Consider the following 16405-nt stretch of genomic DNA (forward strand, 5'->3'; position numbering starts at 1 on the left):
GTTTTGCAAAAAAATTGGCAAATTCCTTTTTGGTTTTAAGTAGTTATCCAATAACTGATAACGGGAGCTAATGTTAAGTAGATCCTATTTATTGACTTTCTATATCGAGAATCATGAGAATAAAAAAAGCCCTCCAGTTAAGCAATCTGGAAAGCATTTTTATAAATTTCTAGATACATTGAATTGCGACTTATTGTATTTTTTGCTTAGCGTGAGGGGTTCCGAAATGCTGGAGGTAGCCCCTCACCACATAGTTATCAAGTTAAAATTTTTTAGTAACCCAAAAACGAATTTTTGTGCTAGCTTGTAACAAAATAGCTTATTTTTTGGTTTTGGGGTAATCCTGAATTCTTAAGTTGATAGGAATGTGGCGATACCCCTAGATTTAAAAAGAAATAAGCAGTGATTAGATTTTAAACTTAGTCATTGCTTTATCCATTGCATCTTGGTTTACCCCTATATAACGTAACGTGACCTTCTCTGACGAGTGATTGAATATCTCCATAAGTAATGCTATGTTTTTCGTTTGCATGTACATGTGATACCCGTACGTTTTTCTTAACGTATGTGTGCCTATTTCATCTAATCCAAACTCTGCTGCAGCTCCACTTAATATCTTATATGCCATACTACGACCAATCGGACGATTCCTACCTTGTCTACTTTGCAATAAGTACTCATTATCTTCTCTTTTTTCGACAAAGCATTTAAGCTCTCTTTTCAATGCTGCAGTAATTTGTATTCGTTTCTGTTTCCCTGTTTTCTTTTCTCGCATAGATATATGACTGCCTTTAACATCTCCTACCTTCAGTTTCAAAATATCCGAGATTCTCAGGCCTGTATTAATTCCCATAATGAAGAGAATGTAATTACGTAAACTCTTTTCCTTAAAATATTCTTTTAACTGCTGTATTTGCTCTGGATCACGTATCGGCTGAACAAAATTCATTATTCATTACCTCCAGTTTCATAAACTTCTAATCTAAGAGCAAAAGCAAGTTTATAAAACACCCTAGCCTTAACACGTCGATAAGTACGCTCACTCATGCCGATTTCGTTATATACCATATAATCACATACATCTTCATCTTCTAAATAACGCTTAATGATGATGTTTCTTTGATCCTTTCCTGCACGTCCATTACCCAAACGACTAAGAAACTGATCAATACGAAATGACGTTTGCTTAACCCACTCTTCTCGCTTACTTTGCTGTATATTAGCCATCGCTACATTTTCTAATGGCTTTCCTACATCATTTGTAGGTCCGTGATATTTAATTTCATAAGAAGGAGTGACTTTCATTTCTTCACGCATCATTCCAAACTGTCTATATAAACGTACGCTTTCAAGAACACCTTCTAATTTTTCTGCGTTGCTACTCTATCGATTTTTGGCAAGAAAGATAATTGTTTAGTCATGTAAGACCACTCCTTTTTATTTTTAGATTACTTTTGTCTTAATGCTCCACGTCTACGTTCATAACGAGGTCCATGAATACCCATTAAACCTTCAATCTCACGAGTATTTAACTTCTCTTTCCGTTTTTTCTTACTTTTCTTTTTTGCTTTATTCGATTGCTTTTTCCACTCGCGTAATTGGTCCTTAAGTACTTTCATAATTCCCCATCTCCCTTTTCAAAATAAAAAGGACACCTATTCCTAAAACAGCATTAATTGCTGCTTTAATGAATTGGTGTCCTCTAGTTTTCTAGCCGGACTATATTCGAATGTTATTTTAAATATCCCAATAGTCATTATTAACATCATTAGTATATTTGCTGATTTCCTTCTCTTTCCCACACTTTTCACATTTATAATAACTAACTATCCCCATCTTACCAGTTTTAAAATCTTCATTGTCATGACTTTTAATAAGTTTATATCTATGTATACATTTAGGTTCTTTTAATTTATCAAACCACTTTCCTAACATAAATTAATCCCTTTCCTCTCGAAAATATTCTTTTTATTCCCATCCCCTTAAGCATACATCGGAAAAGATTCCCAATTAATGAAACGTGGTAACTTGTTTTTTTATAAACAAAAGGATTATTTTATTAAAAAATTCATTTCAATTTATAATCGCTATCTTTTTCTTTAATTTTCCAGTAAAATCAAATGTAAATATTTTAATTACATAGGAGAAAGCAATGAAACATAACATTAATCTATGGTCCTTTATTTTTTCTTTTATTTGCATTGGTTTATTCCTCTTATATCTTGAAATTGGTTCGATAGCCTCATCTGAAACGAAATTGTTTATTATGAATTCGCTACCTATCCATCCTTTATTTTTTTTACTAGTTTTAACAATAGGAACTTTTTTTGCTGGTATGAAAGGATTTTCTAAAATAGATAATTGGGTTGCTATGCTTAGAAGCATAGCGACAGTTCTACTAACACTTTTATTATCAGTGTTTTTAACACTAACTTTGATCATTGGCTATGCATTAAGTTAAACGTCATTCCTTGTGAATAAAACTAAATATTACGTCAATACTATATTTGAAATCAGATTTTCTCCTTGTTCCCCCTTGGAGAACCTAACAGTTAGCTTTTGCTAGCTGCTTTTTACTTGTAAGAAGCACTCAATTAACTGGACTCACATATAATATTCTGAGTTCCTTTCTCTATAAAATAGTCGTTATAAAATGAGACTCGTCACGAGAGCACTTTACTAAGTGCTCTTTTTTGGTTTTAAAATAAAAATGCTTGTCCACTTCAACCCATTCACCATTGAATATTATCTAACTACTATAATCGTATAATTCTTCTTACATTTTCCATTCACTTCGATATATTCTTTAATTCGCCTTAACAATCCTTACACTTCTATATAATTGCTTTTTGCTACCTTTACCTCCTATGACGAGCAATCATAAGAGGTAAAGGTATGAATGAAGAAAATATTGTTTTACATGGTACTGCTATTAAATCAAGTTTAATCGATTCAATACTCCTATCTATTTTTCATCATTCACTTTACCAGCAGAAGCAACAGGAGCAACAGGTTCAACGGTATTGATTTAGGAAGCGGACTTCCTTATATATTAAAAGCTTTTTGGAGTGAACCCATGTTCCTTATATATTATGGAATGGGTTTATATTTGTGACATAAGGGCTTATTTTTTTATTTATTTTAATTTTCAAGGGCCTTTTTCTTATACTTGTTTGTTAACCAATTCATAAGTTGTAGTGTGTAAGTGGGTGAATGATAAGGATGGTGTAAAAATGAGTGAATTTAAAAAGAAATTTCATATTCCATGTGATTGTTTTCTCCCCCCTGTACCTCCACCTCAAGTTGGACCGACTGGGCCGACCGGAGCGACTGGGCCGACCGGACCAACCGGGGCTACAGGAGTTACAGGACCTACGGGACCAGCTGCTACGGCATGTTGCCCATGTACGAATGTTCTTGATAACCCTGGATTCGATGAACCTGCAACACCAGGTACTCCAGTTCCAGGATGGATTGTAACGGGAAATGTTTCAGAAGTAGGATTTCCAAATGCGCACAGCGGTCGTTTTCTTCCAAATGGAATCTTGAGTGCTTTAGCTGTTTCTATTGGACCTGGAGGAATTATGACCCAATCTGTTGATGTGGGCGCAGGTTGTTGCTTTACCCTTTCTTTTGCTGGGGATATAAGAGATGGAGCACTCCTTGTTGCTTCTGTATCGTTTCCAGAACTTGGTCAAGGATGTCCTCCTAACCCTACAACACTTGGACCATTAAACATTCCGCACATTGTACCTGTTGCAAATCAACAACAAGCTGGCTTCCAACATTATACCCTTGTTGTGTGTATACCTGCTGATGTAACTACAGCATGTATTAGTTTCCAAAACTTAGCTACGGGTGGAGAAGGCGCAACAGCTTTTGTTGATAATGTTGTATTCCAACCTACTGGTGGACCTTGCACTTCATGTTCACAAAATTTTTAATATATTAATGTATTTAAAGATTTTCGTTTACTGGCGAATTCAATAACTATTAAAGAGAGCATTCTAGCTCTCTTTTCATATTTGAAATCACCATAATCTGCCCCTCAACCTTGACTCCACTCACTATATATTCATTAATAATCCGTTGTTTACTCTTCATTTCATTCCAATGACTATTTTATTTTAAATCCGCACACCCCTTAGAAGCATACATACGATATCATGTGGTATTCTTTTTCAATATTAGTTTTTATCCGTGAGTGCCTTGGATGGCGCTCTTTATATTTGAAATAAATAACCCTTTTGTTCAAACATACTTACGATTTATATAAACTAAGCATATATTTAAATAGACAAAACATAGCTTTTTCTTATACATACACAATTTTTGTTTAATAAAATAACGATTTTGTTCACTTTTTTGATACATTTATGAAACATTCACATGTTATCTTCAATATGTTCTATTCTTTTTGAAAAACCATGTGAGAATACCAAAACAAGAAGCCCTAGAGCCCTAAATCTAGGGCTTCTTGTTTTCAAATAAGGATTTTGTTTAAATTTCTTTAACCTTATTAATTCCCTTGCATACAATATTATCACAAGAAATTCAATAAGTGCTCCGGTCTAGTTGCCTTGAATTTCTTGCAAACCTTGTGGGAAGAATCCGTTTAAAACAAACGGGTTCTTTTATCTATTCACCTTTTAACTGGACAAGCATATGTTATTGTATAGAGGCATCCACTCATAGTAATCTACCTTTCTTTTCATTAACACGAAATAACAATGTTATTAAAACAAAAGTGCAAAGGTAGTTATTTGCTGATTCCAAAATTAATTAAACTAATAATATATAAATGAAACATTAATAAAAAAGATTATGCTACTATTTTTCTAAACACAAAGATGAGGTGATTTTGATAGAATATAAAAATAAAGATATATTCAATACATTTTCTTTTTCAGATATTAAACCTATTATCATCCCCCACCATCCAACTGGACCGACTGGTGTTACTGGAAGGACTGGTATTACTGGGCCGACTGGCGTTACTGGAAGGACTGGTGTTACTGGACCGACTGGCGTTACTGGAAAGACTGGTGTTACTGGACCAACTGGTGTTACTGGACCGACTGGTGACACTGGATCTACTGGCATTACTGGACCGACTGGTGTTACTGGTCCTGCTGGTGTAGGTTTAACAAACTATCTATATATTTTTGATACTACCAATCAGTCAATTGTAGTAGGTGGCAGTGTCACTTTTAATACCAATGGACCTATAATAGGTAGCGCTTTTACCCATATAGCGGGCACTGGAAATATTACAATTAACACCAGAGGAACATATGTAGCAGAATTCCAGTTAGAAGCTGCTCGTGAAAACCAATTTTCCTTTGCACTAAACGGTACACCGATTCCTGGCGGTCGTTATGGAACTGGGTCTCCACATTCTATAAATCAAGGTACTGTTGCTTTCACAGTAACAACTGTTCCTTCAACATTAACTTTAATAAATAATACTTCTTCAGCAGGTACTATCACCCTATCTAATAATGATGGGGGCTCTTTAACAAATGTATCTGCAAGTATAAGTATTTTTCAGGTAGGGTAATTACTTAGGTTAAAGAGTAATCATTTATAAAGCAACTATACTTTATCCTTATAAGTCACTTTTTAATCGTTTAATTTTTTAAAATTTCGATTTGTGATAGAATAAGCACATATCAATCTTTTTACTTTCACTTTAAAGATGATACTTCGATTTTGGTCCTAGTTTCCTAGGGCCTCTTTTTAACTAAATAAAAATTTTTGTTGAACCCATTCACCAATTTCATACTTTTACATACTTTAATACTACCTTTCTGCATAATGTGAGTTTGTCACTTTCGTTATAATGAGGTATAAGGAGCGCTCTCCATCAGCGCTCTTTTTATTTGTTGTTAAATAAGAATTTTGTTTAAAAATTAATAACATTCTCTAGCTTGGTGCACCCTATATCTAAAAGGAGCATTTATGAAAATTTTAAAATACATATCCCTTACTATTGGATAGATTGCATTATTATCAATTTGGTATGTGATTTTCTTTCCTTAACCCACAAGTTAATTTGTACAGTATGCGTTTCTTTTATCGCACTATTTATTAGCAACAACATATACTTATACGGACTATAAAAAATATAGTTCTTGGTCGAAGAGCACCCTTAGGGCAAATGGTGCTCTTTTTGATTAAAATAACTATTTTGTTATAAAGTAACTGCTTCTGCTGTAGGTTTATTTTTCTCTAATTGCTCAATTGCCATTTGCAATCCTAACCAGTAACCAATTAAACGATACGGTAACCTCATGTTTTACCGAATATGCAAGAAGAAGCAGTTAAAAACTTCGGTAAAAGTATCTTTGGATAACCTATGTTTGCAAAATGTTTGCATTTCATCAAAAAAAGTCAAAAAAACGTTGTCATATCAAGGTTTGTTTGACCTATCATCTTATATTCTTGATATAACGCCCTTAAATCGTTGCTCTATATTTTCAGATTGCTGTAAATCTATCCGTATATCACTTTTTCCTGCCCCCATATAAAGAGCGATATTTGAGGTGAATACTTTTGTAACAAATCGTGAAAGAATATATCCACATATACATCCGCCAGCTGAAATAACAACATATTTTGTTACATATAGTTTTTGAATATCTTTACTTGTAATGCCGATAGCTTTCATAACACTAATTTCCCGATAGTATTCTTCCATCAGTTAATGAATTAAGTGTTTTAAAAAGAGGATAAGTAATAGAGGGACCTTTTTGAGGTAAGTTCGATGACTGGTATAAATCTTCAAATTCATTTATCTAATTTACATCTGTTAACTGAAATTCAATAAGATATTCTCTTTCTCCCAAATTTCGTTTTAATCTTTCTAAGTCTTCATTGCTTATTACAAATCGCTTTGAACTAACGATTGATGGATTCATTTGAACATCACGAACACATGCTGATATCGTAAATTCTTGTTCTATATTATTTTTTATAATCCATATTTCATCTCCAATATGCAGATTGTATTTTTGCATAAAATAAATCGGTACACCTATTTCCCCTTTACTAATCTGTATCACTTTATTATTTAAATCTAATAAAAAATTAAAATTAGCGTTTTGTTTCACGGAACTAATATCTATTACGCTATTATGTTCGCCTTATTTTTATTTTGTATAAAAATGTTATACCCGTTTACTTGTACTTGGATCATCTCTGCCGTTTGCCACTTTTTTACAAAAGGAGTTTTTTCTACAAATGAATCCATTGACTTTTGATTTATTTCTCCGGTATGAATCTGTACGACGTGCGGTGCGCTTGATACTTTAAACAATCGATCATAGATTTATAACGTTACTTGAAGCACTAGCCATTAAAAACTTGATAACTTGATAAACATAAATAAAATGATAATTATCATTTTATTTTTAGAGAAATCTCTTTTTAACATTCTCCTAATCATATGAAGCTAGTTCCCTTCATTTCTTAATATTTTCTTCGTCACTATAGCTATTAATATCATTATGAAACTAATAGCAAATATAGGTAAATAAATTTTCGTACTGAATCCTTCAAACATAAAACCATATACGACTTGCCCAATTGGTGCCATACATTGAGATACCGCTGTTATAAATGCCATCACTTTTCCTAGATTTTCATTTGGTGTTTTCTTTTGGACTACAGTAATCACATAAATGGATACAATTGTCATAATCATTGCGATTAGAAGAGAAGAAAGTATAAAGAGGATAAATGGTGGATAGTATCCTAAATTAAGAATAAACGGTGTAACTGATAGTGCCACTGGCATTACTAATAAAGCTATGATAAGCATCCAATTATATAATGTTTTCATCTGTAACTTTTTAGCAAAGAAACCGATTGACAATGCCCCTAATATGGTTGCAAAATCAATTAATCCCATTCCAATTCCATACATCGTATCGCTACTCTGCATAGTTACTCGTAACATAATAGGTCCTCCAACAACAAATAACGGTGTCAAAATTAAGTTTAGTAAAGCTGCAAGTAACATAGCCTTCAAAATAAAAGGTTGCTTTAAAACATAAAGAAAACCTTTTTTCATATCTTTTACAATTGCCGGTATGATATGGCTTTCTTGCGCTCTTTTTATAAAAGGTATTGTAATAAACATTTCTAAAATTGCAGATAAAAAGAAAGCAAGACAACTTGTTATTACGAGCATTTTCAAACCAATTATGCCATATAATATTCCTCCTAGTACAGGTGCAACTATATTAGATAATGCTTGCACACCATTTATGATACCGTTTGCTTGTTCTAACTTTTTCTCTGGAACTAATTGCGGAATACTTGCCATAACAACTGGTGAGTACATTGCACTAATGACTGCTAGTAAAAACATAATTGCTCCAATCAATAAAATAGATACCGATTCAGTTAATAACAAAACTATAAAACTTAATACAATAGCAGCGTTTATAAAATCCAAAATGACCATTACATTACGGCGGTTGAAACGATCTGCTATCGCTCCGCCAAGAGGAGCTAACAAAAACGGGATACTCGTTATGGCATATAACCCTGCAAATATATCGGCACGTCCTGTTATATCTAGCACATATAAAGACAGTGCAAAACGTAATAGTGTTGAACCTAAAATAGTAATAATTTGACCACTTACCATTAAGTGAAAATCTTTCAAGGAAGATTGAATACTTGCTGGCATCTTCATCACATCCTTCATTTAGTCTAGACCGACTGCCGGTCTATAACACTCAAACAGAAAAAAGCTATTTCTGTTTCATTAAAACCTCGATCATATAATCAAAGGACCCTTCTTTCGCTCCAACAGATACTTCCATCATTTTAATATAAGCCTTAGCTCTTCTCATCATTTCTTCCGGTTTCCACTGGAATAAACCATCATCAAATATGACTTGTGCTGAAGAGAGTAATAATTCAATTGTTTCTTGTGGGTATGGAGTAGAAAATATGCCTTCTTCTATTCCTTGCTCTAAAACTTCCGTTAATACAGGAGATAAATGTATAATGGATTGCACTAAACTTTTCTGATGCATTTCTGCATTATTTGGTTGATGGAATTGTTCAATCATTTTTTCTTTGACATCTCCTGATTTTGGTGATTGTTCCATTAAAATTTTAAATAACTTATCTAAAACGGGGATATCGGGATTGGAGACAATCCTTTTCGCCTTAGTGACATCCTCTTTAATAATCCTCATAATGATTTCATCCATTACTTCCTCCTTCGACTTAAAATAATGATAAAACGTCCCCTTTGCTATACCAATTTCTTTTAAAATATCATTCACGGTTGTTTTCGTATAACCTTTCGTAAGAAACAAACGCTCAGCTGTTTCTAAAATTTCCTTTCTACGCTCCTCATACTCCTTTACAATTCGCATTCAAGTTCTCCTTCCCATCAGACCGACTGTCGGTCTATTAAAATTATATGTTTAGTTTGCAAAAAGTTTCCTATTATCGTACATATACAACACCATACTTTCTATTTCCTTTATAAATTTTTATTTTTTAACGTCCGCTCAATTTGTTTAAAACGTATCTCATGTTTCTTATCGTCACCTTTCATTTTAGGAAAAGAACGATGCCTCCGTTCGATCTATGTACTTATCAATGGAGTATTTTGTTGAGTTCCAATATGTAATATTGTATATTTCGCACTTTTAATTTTTGTATATGTGATAATTTATTTATAAAAATATAAATTATTAATAAGGGTGATTTATATGAGCAAGTTCCGAAAGAAGATGATTAAATATTTGCAAACATTTTGGGGATGCTTAGCATTTGGTGTATTAATGTTTGCTATCTTCTTAATTACGGATTTAACAGATGCATCTTTAAATACATTAGGCTGGAGAGACTGGCTAGGTTCTGTAGCAGGCGCAACCATTTTATCTGTTGGGATGTTTACTTTAAATAAATTGAATTTAAAATAAATATTCGGTCAATACTGTATGTAGGCTGTATGCCAACATTCATTTAAAGTAGTCTTCTCTGTATCTCCTTGTATTGAGCAGTTAGCTTTTGCTAGCCGCTCTTTTATTTTGTTCCGGTTCTTGCCTTTTAAAGAACTCTTTATCTACTTTCCCCCAATAAGTACACATATCTATTCTCCATTGCTACAAAATGAAATCTTTATTTTGTTTTACGCGTCGCTTTTTCAATCAGCCAAGATACAATATTAAAATCATTAGCTTCACCCTTTAAAGATGTTCCGTTCCAAAAGCATTCTTTCATCACTTCAAGTAATTCTTCAACAGCTTCAATTCATCTCATATTCATTTTCCCTTTCTCCCAAATAACTATTTTGTTTTATTAATTAACTGATTAATAAAACAAACAACTTTATTAAACATTCCATGTTTCTTCACCCCTTGAATATTTTTCAAATAAAAATACATACTATTTTCAAGCCGCCGTGTCCACGGCTAATACCTCTTATCTTTTGTTACAGCAAAAGCAGGTAGGCTCTTCACTTATCTGCTTTCTCTGTATATTTTTTAAGAAATCGAAAATAATACCAACAAGCTGTTTGAACTAGCAGCTTCACTCTTCTCGCAATGGGGATGCAAATTATCACAATTAGCTAACTCATTGAGCTCACTGGCAGACAACCAAAATCGTTGTCTGCTTTTTGTATGAGATTTTTCGTTTTACATATACTACTTTTGAACCTGCAGACCAATACGAGCCATTTTGGTGCTTGGGATTTCCCTTCCGGGGATAAGTATCTTTTACTTATCCCTTTTTTGTATAGACACGTATATTTAGGGTAAAACTAATTACAAGCAGATTTTCTGTTTATGCGTAGTTCTAAACAAGATTACTTTTTCTCCTATTAAAGGACGGCAGGTACGACTGCTAGTCCTTTTTTCTTATTTCGCATATTATCACTACATTACCTTCATCGTCGTCGTAAGCAATTTCCCCATAAGGATGGCAGTGGTGCTTCTCGAGTTCCTCATCGATCAAAACTAACAAATTAGTTTTCCATTTTCCAACGATCGTACACCAATACGAGTTTAATCCTTCATAAACTTCTCTTGTTCTATTTCAATAATTGCGGAATGTATAATGAAAATACTCGCTCGCTTCAATACCTTTTCTTTTAACCAAAGTGTTCTGCTGAATGATAGTAATACCCTTGCACTAATGGTTTTGGACTATAAAATTCCCTTTATAAATTTCAAATGCGGTGAATGAAATTTTGTTTTTTTCTTGCCATCATCCTTGTTGTATACAAACAAAAAAAGAGCCACAATATTTTGCGACTCTTTTACAATTATAACTATTTAACGACCACGTCTTTGCTGACCTTGCTTTGTACTACCTTTTTTATTACTTGGCTTATTAAATGATCGGTTATTTTCATTTCTCGAACTATTTCTTGAATCACTTCTTGAGCTATTTCTGGAATCACGTCTTGAATCACTTCTTGAACCTTCGCGGCTATCTCTTTGACGATTTTGACCTGATTTCTTCGGAGCCGGCTTTGGTACCGGTTTTCCATTTTCATCTACACGTTTTATCTTCGGTTGTTCGATTATTTCTCTTTGTATTGGTGCACCAAGCGTTTTTTCAATTTCTTCTAAATGTTTTTCATCTTTCGCTGCAACGAACGTAATTGCAAGACCTGATCCACCTGCACGTCCTGTTCGGCCAATGCGGTGAATGTAACTTTCTACATCTTCAGGGATATCAAAGTTAAATACGTGCGTTACACCATCTACATCAAGTCCACGAGCTGCTACATCCGTTGCGATTAAGTACTGAATTTTAGCTTCGCGGAAACTCTTCATAACTCTTTCACGTTTCGCTTGAGGTATATCACCATGAAGTTCAGCACAATTATAACCTAATCCTTTTAAATTATCATAAAGCTTACTTGCTCTAACCTTTGTACGACAGAAAATAACAGCTAAAAATGGCTGATCACGATCCATAATAAAACGAAGTGCATCTGGCTTTGCACGGTCTGTCGTCTCAATGACACGCTGCTCAATTGTATCAACCGTTACTTCTTCACTTTGTACTTGAATCATTTGCGGCTCATCCATATAACGCTTCGCCAATTTTTTAATATCTTTTGGCATCGTTGCTGAGAATAACATCGTTTGTTTACTATCAGGTGTCTCATCTAAAATATCTTCAATATCATATAAGAAACCGAAATAAAGCATTTGATCCGCTTCATCTAATACAATCGTTGAAAGATTACTTAAATCAATTGTTTCACGTCGTATATGATCTAATAATCGCCCCGGTGTCGCTACAACAATATGTGTATTACCTTTTAATTTTCTCAATTGTTGTGCTACATCTTGCCCACCATAAATCGCTAGTACATTAATATCTTCTCTTTGAACAAGCATTTTTTTAATTTCAGTTGTAATTTGCAGAGCTAGTTCCCTTGTTGGTGCAACAATTAAAGCCTGAACATCACTAGACTCTGGATCGATTTTTTCTAAAATCGGTAACACGAATGCTAACGTTTTACCCGTTCCTGTTTTCGCCTGCCCAATAATATCTTTACCTGACATAATAACAGGAATTGCCTTCTCTTGAATTGGTGTTGCTTCTGTAATTCCATTTTCACGTAATGTATGATTAAAAGTTTCACTAATTCCTAATTCTAAAAAGTTTTTCAAATAGACCACTTCTTTTCCTTATTTTTCACATTAGCTTTCATTGTACCATTTGTTTCGCCAAATATGAAAAATAAAAAAATTCTTATCTTCTTTTTTTATATTCATCCTGTACTAGATGAACAAAATCTTTTTGCTTTTTCTCAGATTTTATTAATGCTTCCATGTTAGTAGAAGACAAAATGAACTTCTTAATTTTGCTATTACATCAAATAACGAACCCATCTTCTCCCCCCTATACCCTTGCTCAAATTATATATATTCTTCTTTACATATATATTTCAATTTTACCGAAATATAATGTTACTGATTTGGTTGAAATCGCAAAATATATGAACTAAAAAACCGATCTTTTCGATTTAGGAAAGACCGGTTTTCATTAATTTATACAGTAAGCTTTCCTCCATGATAGCAATAATACTCTGCTGCTTTAAAACTTTTAATCCTGTTTAAAGACTGTTTCGCTTTTTCTATATCCAAACAAAAATTCGGATTAGCTATTACTAACTCACGATTCTCTTGAACAGCCGCATCTCCCGTAATTACACAATCTAAATTCGGAAAATATAATGAAATATGCCCCGAAGTATGTCCTGGCGTCGCTACTATTTGACATTCATTATCCAAAATCATTTGACCATCATGCACTTTTTCATCGACGGAAATATGTTTTATATTTTTTAACTGTTGTATAAACCATTTACCAAATTCTTTTTCTTCATTTGACATACGTTCTAACATTTCTTCAGCTTGAACTAACCTCTCTGATTTTATATCACCACTAATATAGTTAGATTCAATTTCACTAGCAATAACATTAATTTGAGGATATTTCACTTTAAAATCGTATACAGACCCTAGATGATCATCATCATAATGAGTAATAATTATATTTTTTAAGTTTTTCATCTCATATCCATGTTTTAATATTGCATTTTCAATTAAAGGTAAAAAACTTGGATATCCTGTATCGACTAACGTTAATTCATTATGTAATATAATTAAACTTGGATAAATACATTGTTTTTGCCCGTTAAATTCGAATTCAATTGGTAGTTCTATTATTTTCATTTTGCTTCCCCCATACCGCTTATAAAATGCATAATAATAACTAAATCATCCACATACATTTTACAATATATATACTATGTAACGGAACACTATGAATCGTTACATAATCCACATTATATTATTTTAAACAGGTAATCCCCTATTTTTATGGAAATATATAATTAAGAAAAACAATAAAATTGATTAATCTCTCACTTCTTTGTCCATCCTTTTAAAAAATCTATGTTTTGTAAAAGGAGTGTTTATATGGAGAAACAGACACTTTGGAAAAAGTTCAAAAAAAGCTCTGTAAACCTCGGTAAATCTAGCGTATATGAAAGTATTATTTTATTCTACACAATGAAAAAGAAAGAATTACCTACTAAGGCGAAATTCATAATATTAGCCGCTTTATCTTATTACGTATTAACAATCGATTTCATTCCAGATATAGCTGCTATTATTGGGATTGGGTTATTAGATGATGTTTTAGCAATCGCTGTAGCGCATAAATACGTTATGAGACACGCAGATGCTGAAATTCGAGAAAAGAGCAAAGTAAAGATGGAGTCATTATTTACTTCAGCACAAGCATAATGAAATTATCTAGTCATTTACCTACCTTTTTACTTTCAAATAAAGCTAACTGTAATTAATGATAGTTCCACCTCACTGAATATTACCCTTCACCATGAGAGCATAGCAGAATAAATTCCTAAACAAAAGCATTTCTCTTAGCTCTCAAACCGTAAACAAATAGGGAATCAGCACTTGTTCTTAAGTTCTGACTCCCTTTTATTTGTTCTTATATCTATCTGTTATACAGTTTCATACGTTCCCTTATACAAAACTGCTATTGCCGCTACTATAAGAATCATACCCATAAAAGCAGGTGCGGCATGACCAAGTGATACATAGATTTGTCCTCCAATAATCGGACCAATCATTCTTGCTAAAGCTTGAATAGATTGGCTTCCACCTTGAATCCTTCCTTGTTCATTAGAACTGACAGACTTTGAAAGCATCCCGTTGAATGAAGGCCCGAAAATTGAATCCCCAAAACCAAACATTAGCATTCCAACGATAAGTAGTGGAGAGAGTGAAAATACAGCTGATGCTGCAATAAAACTGTATCCTATAATCTCCGAAACCATCCCAAGAATTGCTATTTGTTTATCACTAAGCTTGATTAAAAGCTTTGGCATTATAAAACTTTGTGAAACAATGTCTTGAAAGCCCAAAATTGAAAACATAAGTCCGATTAATACAGGTTTCCAACTGAAAGTATCCATTGTAAATTGCGTGAAAATTGCTTGTAAAGATCCGTTAGGTATCCAAAGTAAAAACGCTGAGATAAGTAACCATTTTAAATTTTTCATGGAAAGTATATTTGCTAGCTGTGCAAAAGGATTTAACCTTACAAAAGTAATCTCTTTTAACCTGTTATTTTTGTCAAGGCTCTCAGGCATGTATTTCATACCATATAAAACATTTAATAAAGTTATGAACGCTCCAAAGTATAAAGGTACAGAATGACCAAACTTTGCAAGTAAGCCCCCAAGAGTGGGTCCAATAATAGTTCCCACACCTACAACTGCACTCACCCATCCAAAGTATTTCGTTCTCTGCTCTTTCGGAATGATGTCTGCAAAATATGCGAAGATAGTACTTATGCTCCCACCTGTTATACCTTCTATTATGCGTCCAGCAAATAATACCCATAAAGCTCCTCCTATGCCAAAAACTAAGTACCCAATTGCAGAACCAAATAAGCATATTAAAAGTAATGGACGACGGCCATACTTATCGCTTAAAGCCCCGAGTGCTGGAGCAGCTAAAAACACGGAGGCCGCATATACGGAAGTTAGTAGTGTAACAACTAATGCTTGTTCTTCCGGATTACTTGTATATGGCTGTACTAAGAATGGGACTACAGGCATGATGATACTGAAACCTATACCACAAAGAAATACCGAAATAAGTCCGAATAGTAAAGCATGTTTATCTATGCTTTTTTCAGTTTCCCTTTCATTTTGTGATCTAAATATAGACATTTAACTTCTCTCCTTAAAATATTTTGTTGCCTTGTCAACAAAATGATAACCCTGTTTTGTTGATTAGTCAACAAAGATAAAATAATAAAAAAGCAGCCTATTCTCATATTAGAGTAAGGCTGCCATTTTATTATTAAAATGTATTACGATTTAATATGTATACCTTGTTTCTTTATTTCTGCATCCAAATGTCTACTATACTTTTCCACAAAGCTAATTATACTGTCGAATTCTTCTTCAGTTACTTGCTCAAATACAGCTTTATCCCGCTCTTGAAACTCTTTGTGCAGATTTTCATGGATTTTATAAATTTCTTTCCCTTGTTCGGTAAGCTTAAAATAAATTTCTTTCTTATTTTCTGACTTTTGGTAGCTTTCAACAAGGCCTTTTTGTATGAGCTTCTTAGTCATTCTACTTATAGCACCGCGAGTCACATAAAAAGCCTCTGCGAGTTGCGTCACGTTAGAATTTGCATTGTTTTCAATATATTCAATGCAGTGGACTTCAGAAGACTTAAAACCTTTAAGACCTTCTTCCATCTTATCTTTATTAAGCCAAACCAGCTTATTATATAATTCCCTGAAACCGTTCATGACCTGTTCTTCTTTATTCATGATCTGCCCTCCTCACCGCTCATTA

Annotated in this window: 14 protein-coding genes and 3 pseudogenes; 6 read left to right on the top strand and 11 right to left on the bottom strand. The window is 33.4% G+C overall.

Features of this window, described 5'->3' with window-relative positions:
* Positions 1-406: 406 nt before the first annotated feature.
* From HMPREF2590_RS08730 to HMPREF2590_RS08745, 4 genes and pseudogenes are all read right to left on the bottom strand, one after another.
* Positions 407-949 (bottom strand): site-specific integrase, encoded by a 543-nt coding sequence (locus HMPREF2590_RS08730; protein WP_001012157.1) that lies wholly within the window; start codon positions 947-949, stop codon positions 407-409.
* Positions 949-1421 (bottom strand): annotated as a pseudogene (locus HMPREF2590_RS08735) (ArpU family phage packaging/lysis transcriptional regulator). Before HMPREF2590_RS08735 ends, HMPREF2590_RS08730 begins: the two are co-directional and overlap by 1 nt.
* A gap of 27 nt (positions 1422-1448) precedes the next feature.
* On the bottom strand, positions 1449-1619 hold the full coding sequence (locus HMPREF2590_RS30295; protein WP_000866155.1) for a hypothetical protein: 171 nt from the start codon (positions 1617-1619) through the stop codon (positions 1449-1451).
* 118 nt (positions 1620-1737) lie between these two features.
* Positions 1738-1935 (bottom strand): hypothetical protein, encoded by a 198-nt coding sequence (locus HMPREF2590_RS08745; protein ID WP_000900886.1) that lies wholly within the window; start codon positions 1933-1935, stop codon positions 1738-1740.
* Positions 1936-2152: 217 nt separating this feature from the next.
* Here HMPREF2590_RS08745 and HMPREF2590_RS30670 point away from each other — a divergent pair, with 217 nt between their 5' ends.
* The 4 genes and pseudogenes from HMPREF2590_RS30670 to HMPREF2590_RS28645 form a co-directional block, all read left to right on the top strand.
* A complete protein-coding gene (locus HMPREF2590_RS30670) occupies positions 2153-2461 on the top strand; it encodes a hypothetical protein (RefSeq protein ID WP_043310152.1) in 309 nt (102 codons plus the stop codon).
* Between the two features lie 772 nt (positions 2462-3233).
* Positions 3234-3944, top strand: a complete 711-nt coding sequence (locus HMPREF2590_RS08755) for a hypothetical protein (protein WP_001288632.1) — start codon at positions 3234-3236, stop codon at positions 3942-3944.
* A gap of 911 nt (positions 3945-4855) precedes the next feature.
* Entirely contained in the window at positions 4856-5560 is a 705-nt protein-coding gene (locus HMPREF2590_RS08760; RefSeq protein WP_043328318.1) for a collagen-like triple helix repeat-containing protein, read from the top strand.
* A gap of 732 nt (positions 5561-6292) precedes the next feature.
* Positions 6293-6355, top strand: a pseudogene (locus HMPREF2590_RS28645) (tyrosine-type recombinase/integrase); the annotation flags it as partial.
* Positions 6356-6502: 147 nt separating this feature from the next.
* Here HMPREF2590_RS28645 and HMPREF2590_RS30675 read toward each other — a convergent pair.
* The 3 genes and pseudogenes from HMPREF2590_RS30675 to HMPREF2590_RS08780 form a co-directional block, all read right to left on the bottom strand.
* Positions 6503-7447: pseudogene (locus HMPREF2590_RS30675) on the bottom strand (ABC transporter permease); the annotation flags it as partial.
* 6 nt (positions 7448-7453) lie between these two features.
* Positions 7454-8698: an MFS transporter gene (locus tag HMPREF2590_RS08775; protein ID WP_001111712.1), complete on the bottom strand. Its 1245-nt coding sequence runs from the start codon at positions 8696-8698 to the stop codon at positions 7454-7456.
* Positions 8699-8762: 64 nt separating this feature from the next.
* Positions 8763-9398, bottom strand: a complete 636-nt coding sequence (locus tag HMPREF2590_RS08780; protein ID WP_001223580.1) for a TetR/AcrR family transcriptional regulator — start codon at positions 9396-9398, stop codon at positions 8763-8765.
* Positions 9399-9740: 342 nt separating this feature from the next.
* On the opposite strand from HMPREF2590_RS08780, the gene HMPREF2590_RS08785 reads away from it, so the two are divergent.
* Positions 9741-9953: a hypothetical protein gene (locus HMPREF2590_RS08785; RefSeq protein ID WP_000033159.1), complete on the top strand. Its 213-nt coding sequence runs from the start codon at positions 9741-9743 to the stop codon at positions 9951-9953.
* 1356 nt (positions 9954-11309) lie between these two features.
* Here the strand turns inward: HMPREF2590_RS08785 and HMPREF2590_RS08790 are convergent.
* Positions 11310-12674: a DEAD/DEAH box helicase gene (locus HMPREF2590_RS08790; RefSeq protein ID WP_002098415.1), complete on the bottom strand. Its 1365-nt coding sequence runs from the start codon at positions 12672-12674 to the stop codon at positions 11310-11312.
* Positions 12675-13046: 372 nt separating this feature from the next.
* On the bottom strand, positions 13047-13733 hold the full coding sequence (locus HMPREF2590_RS08795; RefSeq protein WP_000691162.1) for an MBL fold metallo-hydrolase: 687 nt from the start codon (positions 13731-13733) through the stop codon (positions 13047-13049).
* 246 nt (positions 13734-13979) lie between these two features.
* Between HMPREF2590_RS08795 and HMPREF2590_RS08800 the strand changes: the two genes are divergently transcribed.
* Positions 13980-14309 (top strand): YkvA family protein, encoded by a 330-nt coding sequence (locus HMPREF2590_RS08800; RefSeq protein WP_000415089.1) that lies wholly within the window; start codon positions 13980-13982, stop codon positions 14307-14309.
* 221 nt (positions 14310-14530) lie between these two features.
* Here HMPREF2590_RS08800 and HMPREF2590_RS08805 read toward each other — a convergent pair whose 3' ends face one another.
* On the bottom strand, positions 14531-15766 hold the full coding sequence (locus tag HMPREF2590_RS08805) for an MFS transporter (RefSeq protein ID WP_000021827.1): 1236 nt from the start codon (positions 15764-15766) through the stop codon (positions 14531-14533).
* Positions 15767-15909: 143 nt separating this feature from the next.
* Positions 15910-16380: a MarR family transcriptional regulator gene (locus HMPREF2590_RS08810; RefSeq protein ID WP_001030907.1), complete on the bottom strand. Its 471-nt coding sequence runs from the start codon at positions 16378-16380 to the stop codon at positions 15910-15912.
* Positions 16381-16405 lie beyond the last annotated feature (25 nt).

It is taken from the genome of Bacillus sp. HMSC036E02 (assembly GCF_001836235.1).
Taxonomy (GTDB): domain Bacteria; phylum Bacillota; class Bacilli; order Bacillales; family Bacillaceae_G; genus Bacillus_A; species Bacillus_A cereus.

Bases quoted from the DNA above. Each gene is read 5' to 3' on its own strand.
- HMPREF2590_RS08800 (WP_000415089.1), top strand. From the start codon at position 13,980: ATGGAGAAACAGACACTTTGGAAAAAGTTCAAAAAAAGCTCTGTAAAC.
- HMPREF2590_RS08780 (WP_001223580.1), bottom strand. From the start codon at position 9,398: ATGCGAATTGTAAAGGAGTATGAGGAGCGTAGAAAGGAAATTTTAGAA.
- HMPREF2590_RS30670 (WP_043310152.1), top strand. From the start codon at position 2,153: ATGAAACATAACATTAATCTATGGTCCTTTATTTTTTCTTTTATTTGC.
- HMPREF2590_RS08775 (WP_001111712.1), bottom strand. From the start codon at position 8,698: ATGCCAGCAAGTATTCAATCTTCCTTGAAAGATTTTCACTTAATGGTA.
- HMPREF2590_RS08745 (WP_000900886.1), bottom strand. From the start codon at position 1,935: ATGTTAGGAAAGTGGTTTGATAAATTAAAAGAACCTAAATGTATACAT.
- HMPREF2590_RS08755 (WP_001288632.1), top strand. From the start codon at position 3,234: ATGAGTGAATTTAAAAAGAAATTTCATATTCCATGTGATTGTTTTCTC.
- HMPREF2590_RS08805 (WP_000021827.1), bottom strand. From the start codon at position 15,766: ATGTCTATATTTAGATCACAAAATGAAAGGGAAACTGAAAAAAGCATA.
- HMPREF2590_RS08785 (WP_000033159.1), top strand. From the start codon at position 9,741: ATGAGCAAGTTCCGAAAGAAGATGATTAAATATTTGCAAACATTTTGG.
- HMPREF2590_RS08795 (WP_000691162.1), bottom strand. From the start codon at position 13,733: ATGAAAATAATAGAACTACCAATTGAATTCGAATTTAACGGGCAAAAA.
- HMPREF2590_RS08810 (WP_001030907.1), bottom strand. From the start codon at position 16,380: ATGAATAAAGAAGAACAGGTCATGAACGGTTTCAGGGAATTATATAAT.
- HMPREF2590_RS30295 (WP_000866155.1), bottom strand. From the start codon at position 1,619: ATGAAAGTACTTAAGGACCAATTACGCGAGTGGAAAAAGCAATCGAAT.
- HMPREF2590_RS08730 (WP_001012157.1), bottom strand. From the start codon at position 949: ATGAATTTTGTTCAGCCGATACGTGATCCAGAGCAAATACAGCAGTTA.